Consider the following 8,890-nt stretch of genomic DNA (forward strand, 5'->3'; position numbering starts at 1 on the left):
CTGTTCAGCGGCTTCCTTCTTCAAAGCAGCAATCTCCACCTCCGAAGCATCACGTTTGGCATATTTCACCTCTACAATATAACTATAGGCGATCTCCGGCTGGTGCAGTAAGTCCGGCATCATGTAGAAGTCGGCATAACCTTTGGAAGATTCGTGTTCAGGGAAGAGAATATATCCCTGTGTCAGTCCCAAATAGGCAAGCAGAAAGCCTTTGATATGGGCTTCTCCGTCTATGAACTCACGAATAGCACTCTGCCGTTCCAATTCGCGGGCGAAGAAACGGAAGACAGTCTCCCATTCGCCACGAAGAGCCATTCCTTTCACCAGACGGGAAAAAGAAGAAAGATCCAGATCGAACATTTTTGCTTCGCGGTAGGCTTCTACCAGATAAGTATAAAGCTGTTCACGTACAGTCAGGTTCGGAATACCAAGAATGGCACTACCAAAATCGGTACCTTGAATGGATAGCATTCCGAAATAGAACAGCAAGCTCTTGAAGTTTTCCGTATCAGTCATCTTTTCAGCCGGAAAGGAAGTGGAGATCTGTGCTGTTATACTGCCTTCCGCTATTATTCGCTGGATAACAGAGGCGTTCACACCGAACGTCTTGTCTATTTGCACCAGATGCCGGAGTTTGTTGTAGTCTGTCCGGATATTATTGTCAACCATCATTTTGGGCACCTTCTTCAATTGTAAATAACTATTAAGAAAATAAAGTGTCATATCCGAATTGAACATCCGCTCTTCCAAACTATCTTCCGAGAAGCAGTAATTGTCATACCACGGCTTCATCAGTTCCACCAGCCTATCCACAGTAACATCTTCCGGCAGTGCGTTTTCATCTTTGTAATAGGTAATCATTTTCCGTACTTCATCCTCGCTGAAACCGATGATATCATTAAACTGCGGCAACATGCTGATATTCGTGCCGATATTGAAACCGCTCGTAACGTCATCCATTGTAATGGGACTCACTCCTGTGATAAAGAGACGCTCCACGGCAGCACCGGCATTGGAAGTGGAAGCTTTGATATTGTTGAAAAAACCGCGGATGAAACCCTCGCCGTGTGTCTTTTCCTGGTAACGCTCCTGCCCATAAGAAGAAAGGATGGTGTTAGTAAAGTTATCGTATTCGTCAATCAGCAGGTAGATGCGCTGGCAGTCCGTGCGGCTGACGTACTCCTTGAGGGCAGCCAGCATCTGTTCTGGATTTGTCTCGTCAGGATTAACAACCTCCCATATTCCACTGCCCAACAGGTGTTCATATTTTAAAATAAAATTCTTCATCACCATGCAGCAATACTCACAGAACGAACGCTCCACAAATTCCAACTTAGAACTGACTTCAGAGAAGTTGAAGCGCAGAACCATGTAGCTGTTATGTCGCTTTGTCGGATGTTGCCCGATATATAGTTCTCCAAACAACTCTTCAAATCTACCGGCATAGTCAATGCTGTAGTACGCCTCCAACATGGCCAGAAACAGTGACTTACCGAATCTGCGGGGGCGAATCAGAAATAAGTAGGGAGGTTGCCGTTCCAGCATTTCGATGAAACGGGTCTTGTCCACATAGTAGTAATCCTCGCACCTGATGCGGGGAAAGTCCGATAATCCGTAGGGTAATGCCTTCATAACTGCCTGCTTTTAATATTCTACAAAGCAAAGGTAATAAAAATGATTGCAAATTCTACGAAGACCTTGAAATAGTTACAATCGGATACCGTTATTTACCACATACTCCGAAGATCGTATCATGGGAGAGGTACGCAGCATCAGCATCGGGCAGACAAGCCAGATGATAAACCGGTACAGCAGAGAGCAGAGAGCTCAAAATACCGCTGATGTAATCATACAATTCATCGCTGTAAGCAAAGTCAGGTGGGCACGAAGGGTGCAAGGCTCCATAGCCCTGAGCTACGTTTAGCCGTTCTATTTTATTAAATGGAGCTTGCGACAATCGTACGCAAGCCGCCAACGGATAACTTTCATTCTTGTAGCAAGGTGTCTTTCCACTCCATGGGCTGCCATATATCCATGGTTCTCCGTCTATGATGCGAAGTATAGGACTGTCATCATTCAGCAGAACAGTGCCTTGTATGTTTTCGCGCCACAAACGGGTGTGAGTACTCTTACCCGTACCACTTTCTCCCAAAAAGAGAATCGCTTTACCCTCACACACAATAGTACTGGTATGGATAGCCACTGTTTTGAAAGGTACTGTAACCACTCCATAGGCAATCCAGCATGCAAACCGAAGCAGGCGGAGATTATAATTACCTTTGAAACTGGCCACTTGCTTGTTTTTATCCAGCCAAAGCTCAAGTGCTTCACCCTCAGGAGGCAGCATTACGAAGAGAAAGCCATTATTATACCGGCCAAAATGGCTGACAATACCATCAATCTCATTCGTATATAGCACTGTTTCAAATAAAGGTGCTTCCGTGGTAGACTCTACAAAGTGACAAAGAGGCTCGCCATCTGCCATTACTTTAAAGGGGATAAAGCCTGTTAACGCATCTACCGCCTGTACCAGCCTCTCACCTTCCACCCGGATGCGGTGTCCGGCTATCAAATAATCATGTATCATCTTCGTTATTTTTCTTTAGTATATATATTTTTCCACTATCCAAATCGAATATCCGGTCACAAAAAGCTAACGAACTTTCACGGTGGGCTATGACAATCAATGTCAATTCCCGATGCTGTAGTGAAAGTATTTCCAAAGCATGATTAATTTCCTGTTCCGTCTTGTTGTCCAGAGCGGAAGTGGCTTCATCAAAGAACAATACTTCAGCTTCCTTGTAAAGTGCCCGTGCAATGCCAATCCGTTGTTTCTGACCGCCGGATAAACGGCTGCCATATTCGCCTAATGGTGTATCCAACCCTTGTGGTAATTCATCTGCCCATTCCTTCAGTTGTACCTGCTGCAAGACCTGTACTACTTTCGTTCGGTCAACTAGAGATTGTCCCAGTGCTATATTATCAACAAGCGTACCTTCTATAATAAATATCTCCTGCGGCACATATCCCACCAGCTTATGCCACTCACTCCGGTTGGCAGAGGTCAGCTTCCTACCGTCAATCAGTATTTCACCGGATGTAGGTGGAAAGAAGCCGAGCATCAAGTTAAAGAGAGTCGATTTCCCCGAACCGCTTGCTCCACGTATTCCAATACGTTCTCCACAATGGATATTTAGATTCAAACCGCCGAAAAGTGCATGTCCGTCCGGAAAAGCAAAACCGAGCTTGTGTAGTTCAATACTGTGCTTGAAGGTAAAAGGCATTTCACTTTGCATCTCTTGCCATGGCCGGTCACTTATGCCCTCTTTTACTACTGTTATAGTATGCGAAACATTTTGAAGTGTCACCCAACTGTTCAATACAGCTCTCACGGCAGGAATCAGCCTGAAAGCTGCTACTGCAAACACACCGCTCACCAGCCCCAAATCACCGCTTCCTGTACCGATCAGCAAGGCAAGTCCACCTACTATTGCCACTTCCGGGAGGAATGACGGAAAAAGCTGGTACACTTCCATACGCAGACGGTTACGAACAATAAATTCCATACCTTGTTCGAAAGAAGCAAGCGAAGTATGAAAAGCCCGGGCTATTTCCAACTCAGAGTATCCCCGGAAAGCTTCCACCACCGTGCGGCTCTGCTTGCGACGTCCTTCCAACTCCTCCATGCCATAGCGTCGTAAACGCTTCCGTACCAAACCCACATACAGACCGGCCAGAGGCAGAAAAGACGCACAAAGCAAAAATCCGGCAAGCGGTTCCCAGGCAATAAGCGCCGACACCATTAGCAGTACTAACACTACTTCTCCTGCCATGCGAAAAATAGGAGCTAACACTCCTGAGCAGAACATATAGCAGACATAATTCACCTCATGCCCCAACTGCACACTGCTCTTTTCTTTGAGGAAAAGCAATCCACGATGATAATAATTAGCAAACATCCGCCTACTAAAGTCACGATATATTTCCAATTGATAGCGGCTTTGTACACGTGCCAGAAACACCACCAGAGCATTCTTCAACAATACAAATAGCAGTACAGCCCCACACAGTGCCAGCATCATGCCTCTTCCTCCATTCTGTTTCATTACTACCAGCAGTATCGGTATTAATGCTGCCACTCCTGCAAAATCAAGGATGGCACGCAGCAAGACCGAAAAAGCCACCCATATACCCCGCTTGCGTTGCCCTTTAGGCAGCAATTGAATTATTACTCTAATCATCGATTCATCTTTATTAGCTTTTGTCTACTGCTTGCCGGGCATCGTTTTTATCCTTTTGATGTTTCTTATAAAATCTTTCGCAAACAACACCCAACCAATACTTCCTACACCACTTAGCAAAATGTACATTACGATGACCAACCCCTTCCGGGGCTTCGAAGGACTTAGTGGAACCATTATAGGATGAATGACGGTATATACCGGAGCAACCTTCTTTACTTTTGCTTTCGCCGCATGCACTTGCACTTCTGTTTGATTGTAGATGGAATAGGCTAAATCCATTTCACTTCGCAGTCTGGACAACTCGGCACGCGAAGTCAATTTCACCAGTCCTTGGTTAACATCCGCATACCGAGTATATTTTTCTTGGGCGGCATAATACTCTGCCTGTGCTTCTCTGCAGAGCTTTTCGTTATATTCCAATATCCGGCGTGCCTTGCTTGTCCGGTATTCTGTCATATATGTTTTCAGGCGTGACTGTATAGTGTCCAGCACAATAGCAGCAACCTGCGGGTCCTGCATTGTGACATTTATGGTTATCGCCCTCTTTTTTTGATCTATTTCAATGCTCAATCTGGAAGCGATGGCGCCGGCTATACCGGCCTCTTCCCGGGTTATCCAGAAAGGTGCTGATTTAGTTCCTTTTTCTATTTTTTCCTCTTTCTGTTTTTTCTTGAACAGGGACAGGCACCATCCCAGCAGTCTGGAGGGTGCCGAAGTGATGGAACTCCACCACGGTGCTTTCTGGTATTCTTTCAGGTATTGGGCAAGGGTCATTGTGGTGCTGTCTCCCTGCCTGTGTATCTCAGTATTGAAAAGCCGGAGAAGAAAGGGGGTGGAAGTGGCAATGGAATAATAGAGGGAAGGGTAAAGGGCCTCTCTCTCAATGGCTGTGGAAGAGTTCGTATTACCCGTCATGCCGACCCATGCACTGATGTCCGAATAAGAACGTTTGTGGAGATCTTCATGAGCCACAAATATACTTGCCGTATATTCTTTGGGAGTGCCAAGGGCAATGATTATCCCTACAACAGCACCAATGCTACAGACTTTAAAAATCAGTATCCGGGAATTCCAGACTTTTGTGGCGAGTTTAAGCCAGTCAGTCTCCTGCTTGTCGGAGAAATCCTTTTCGTACATATATTTCGCTTAAGTTATGATATTTGTCTTAGAGTCGGTTAAAATCATTCTTTCATTTCACTGCTGATGAAATACTTGGTAAGTATCATGCCTGAGCACTTATCTCAACCTACTCTGTGCGGTATATCAAAACGAGGATGTCCTTATAGGGGACACCCTCGCTTACTATTATTGAATTAACGAATGAAGGTGGTTACTTCACGGGACTTTTTAGCTCCATGGAGTAGTCTTATCAGATTTCAGTAATTTGCTGTTTGAATTTGTGAGAGTACCACTATTGTTTACAAGGTCATTGCAAATGAACGTATTTCCAGCGTTGCTTGTGTCAACAGCCAAAGTCACGCCTGAACTTATTGTAATCTTACTGATTATAACTTCGTTGGCAGTTGCACTTGACTTAATTCCAGCATCAGCGGTAAATGTCAGTTCTCCATAATTACCGGCGGTAACTATATCCAAATCAGGTGTTCCAGTTGTAAATTTGATATTTACATTCTGCGGAATAGCAGTTACATTACCAGTAGCTTCAATTTCTGTAGCACCAGCAAATCCTGATATCTCCTCTGCACTTGTCTTGATTTTCGGGAATTTAGAAACAGTACCTTTCTTATAGCTTTCAGCATCAGTAATATTGTTAGTGCCATAGATGATACCTTTCGCATTATCCAAGTTACCTTTTACAGTAATGGCAGCTTGCGTATTCTGCGTACCACCGATAATAGCATTGTTGGTCAATGTAGCACCACTGGCAATAGAAATATTGAATTTCTTAATATCGCTAGTACTACTAACTGCACTACCTAGTTCAGGAGTAGTTAACGTACCATTGTTAATCAATGTGCCCTTTACGTCAAAAGCAACTTCATCTACACTTGCATTAGGTACAATTACCTCTGCACCTGCAGCAATTGTTGCTGTAATACCTTTGGCAACGTCCAATTTCTTAATAGTCAATGTCTTCCCTTCAACTGCCTTGATAGTAGATGTACCGGTTACAGTAAAAGTTCTCTCACTCAAAGCAGCAGTTTCTTTCACATTCAGGTCAGCTTGTAAGTTCAAGTCCGCAGTTATCTCTGATGCTTTTAAATCACGGCTTGTTTCAGCAGGAGTAACGGCATTCTCTACAATAGACCATTCGCCACCACTCAGCGTAACGCTCATTGACTTATCTATAGCAGCAAGACAATCTTTACGGTTGGTAACGACAGCAGTTGTTGTACCGCCATTAATGTTATACTGCTTACCACCAGTCAATGCTGCATAAGTACTAGGATTCATAACCTCTACAGTACCATTAGTGTTAGTTATCTCCCCATTATTTGATTCACTTCCATCGCGGGCAATAATCGTACCAGCATTAGTATAAGTAGAGACAGTAACTGTCAAAACACCATAATTATCAATTGTACCATTATTTGTGAAGCCAGCTGCATTCGTTAAAGTACCATGATTTTCAATGACACCTGCATTTTCATTTGCTTTAAGGTCTAAACTTGCCCCTTCCTCTACTACTATTTTAGCGGCAGCAGCAGTCGTAGTCTTCGCTTCATTAGTATAATTAGTAAACGCTGTAGTAGTCTTTACATTTATTGTAGCCCCCACCTTATTATTTACCTTAGCTACTGTCAAAGTAGGAGTAGTCTTAGAAGAGCCGAAGTTCAACGTCTTATTGTTAGTTAAAGCAGTAATAGCAGAAGTCGCTTCCATAGTCAGTGTGCCATTATTGGTCAAAGAAGCAATATCATCCTTTTTCTGCGCCTTTCTGAGCGTAACAGTTGCATTTTCACCTACTTCAAAGTTCACATTAGAGCCCATCGTAATGCCTGACAAATCGAGTTGAGCAGTAACTGCAGTCTTGTCTTCTTTACCAAAAATAAGTTTGGAAGAAACGTCACCACCCGCCAATACAAATCCAAATGTAGGAAGGCTGGTTACGTAAACAGACTTGCCTGCACCAATAGTAAATGTAATATCGCGTCCTACATAAGATTCAAGATGATCTTTTACATATTGGATATAGTTATTCCAATCCGTTGTGCTATTGATAGTGAATTCATACGGCTGTTCTACATTTCCTCCGGCATTGAAATCGAGTTCGATTGTGTTCAATGCGCGAGTTTCGGAAGTAAAATCCTGCGGGTTCTTCTCAGTTCCATCTATTTTGGCCGGAACTTCAATAGTCTTCGCAATCATGTTTCCATTCGTAGTTTCTGCATTGATTCTCAAAGAGGTGTACTTGCCTCTTGGAATCAAAATCCAGAAATTCTGAACCTTGTCATTTCCTAAAGCTATACCGCCTTTGATAGACAGTTCAGCAGCACCCTTAACCAAGTCTTTAACTGTCGTCGTATAAATACCAGCAGCATCAGAACCTGCTTGTACAATTGTTTCGATAGCTTCTTTAGCTTTAGCCATCTTGGTTGCATCGATAACTCCGTCTGTTACTGTTAATACATTAACATTAGAAGTACCAGCTAAAACCTTAGGATTCAACTCTCCCCCTAACACAAAGTCACTTCCACCATTAATAGTAATTTTAGTCAGTTTTGTTCCCTCTGGTGCATTCGTGAATTGTACAGGTACTTTCACCGGTGTATAGAGGTTTACAAATTCAAGCGGCAAATTGAATGCAGCAGCGTCGGCCAATTTGATACCCTCATTCAGGTTCACCATGGGAGCCACCATATTCATGTATTTAGCCATCTGTTGTGCAGGAGTCTTTGCGCTTGTCGGATCGTATTCCTGAGTCTGCAACGACAGAGACAATGCTTCACGATCCAATACATCTTTATAGCTGTTGTAGAATAGATAGATACCTTTTGTTATAGAAGAAGGAGATGCAAATGTAGAGGTTGCACCACTACTCTGAGCGATAAACGGATAGTTGTTGTAAATTGCAGCACCGTTCACAGTTCCCGCATTTTCTTCATCCATCATTGCAGCTCCCAGTTTATCAGTCGTTTGTTCCCAAAGGAATGACAGAGAATTTCCGCTTTCCTCAGCACTCATACGTGTATCAACAGAGTTCCCCACTTTAGGGTAGCTTGCAGAGAGAATGACGTCTATTTCTCCTCTATTTTTCAATTCTTGTGAATAGTCCTTCACAAATTCTTCATTTTGGCAAGCCGTAAAAGCTATCGGCAAGCACAAAGCAAAGAGAACATTCTTTGTTTTCATATTCATTTAATTAATGTTTAATGTTATTCGATCATCTTTTTTAGTTCCACAGCTGCCATTACAGAGGAGGAAGGCCGGAGTCATCTGCACCACCTGCATTCGGACCGCTTGCTGCGAATCCCAATTCTACAACTACTTCCAGAACTTCCACTTCCGGAGCATCATACTTCATTTCCTTTTCTACTTTCATAACTACAAAATTTAATTGTTAATAATATCAATATGTTATTCTCATCATTCTATAAATCGAACTCATCCCTTGCAAAATTCGCTATTCCTACTATATAAATAAGCATAGTAAAAGCTCCTTTCAGCCTGCAAAGTAAGAAACA

Annotated in this window: 6 protein-coding genes; all 6 read right to left on the minus strand. The window is 43.2% G+C overall.

Annotated elements, in window-relative coordinates; genetic code table 11:
- Positions 1-1,632: PD-(D/E)XK nuclease domain-containing ATP-binding protein (locus BWI44_RS10735; RefSeq protein WP_286813328.1), on the minus strand; the 1,632-nt coding region annotated here is incomplete at its 3' end.
- 91 nt (positions 1,633-1,723) lie between these two features.
- On the minus strand, positions 1,724-2,587 hold the full coding sequence (locus tag BWI44_RS10740) for a hypothetical protein (RefSeq protein WP_278707486.1): 864 nt from the start codon (positions 2,585-2,587) through the stop codon (positions 1,724-1,726).
- Positions 2,577-4,241: an ABC transporter ATP-binding protein gene (locus BWI44_RS10745; RefSeq protein WP_286813333.1), complete on the minus strand. Its 1,665-nt coding sequence runs from the start codon at positions 4,239-4,241 to the stop codon at positions 2,577-2,579. The genes BWI44_RS10740 and BWI44_RS10745 overlap by 11 nt, the downstream gene beginning before the upstream one ends.
- 24 nt (positions 4,242-4,265) lie before the next feature.
- Positions 4,266-5,381 carry a GumC domain-containing protein gene (locus BWI44_RS10750; RefSeq protein WP_195210047.1) on the minus strand — a complete coding sequence of 372 codons (1,116 nt, stop codon included), beginning with the start codon at positions 5,379-5,381 and terminating at the stop codon, positions 4,266-4,268.
- A 210-nt stretch (positions 5,382-5,591) separates the two neighbouring features.
- Complete coding sequence (locus BWI44_RS10755) at positions 5,592-8,558, minus strand: autotransporter outer membrane beta-barrel domain-containing protein (RefSeq protein WP_286813339.1); 2,967 nt, start codon at positions 8,556-8,558, stop codon at positions 5,592-5,594.
- Positions 8,559-8,616: 58 nt separating this feature from the next.
- Complete coding sequence (locus BWI44_RS10760) at positions 8,617-8,748, minus strand: hypothetical protein (protein ID WP_259297084.1); 132 nt, start codon at positions 8,746-8,748, stop codon at positions 8,617-8,619.
- Positions 8,749-8,890: the final 142 nt, after the last annotated feature.

The organism is Bacteroides sp. Phil13, from assembly GCF_001940965.1.
Taxonomy (GTDB): Bacteria; Bacteroidota; Bacteroidia; order Bacteroidales; family Bacteroidaceae; genus Bacteroides; species Bacteroides intestinalis.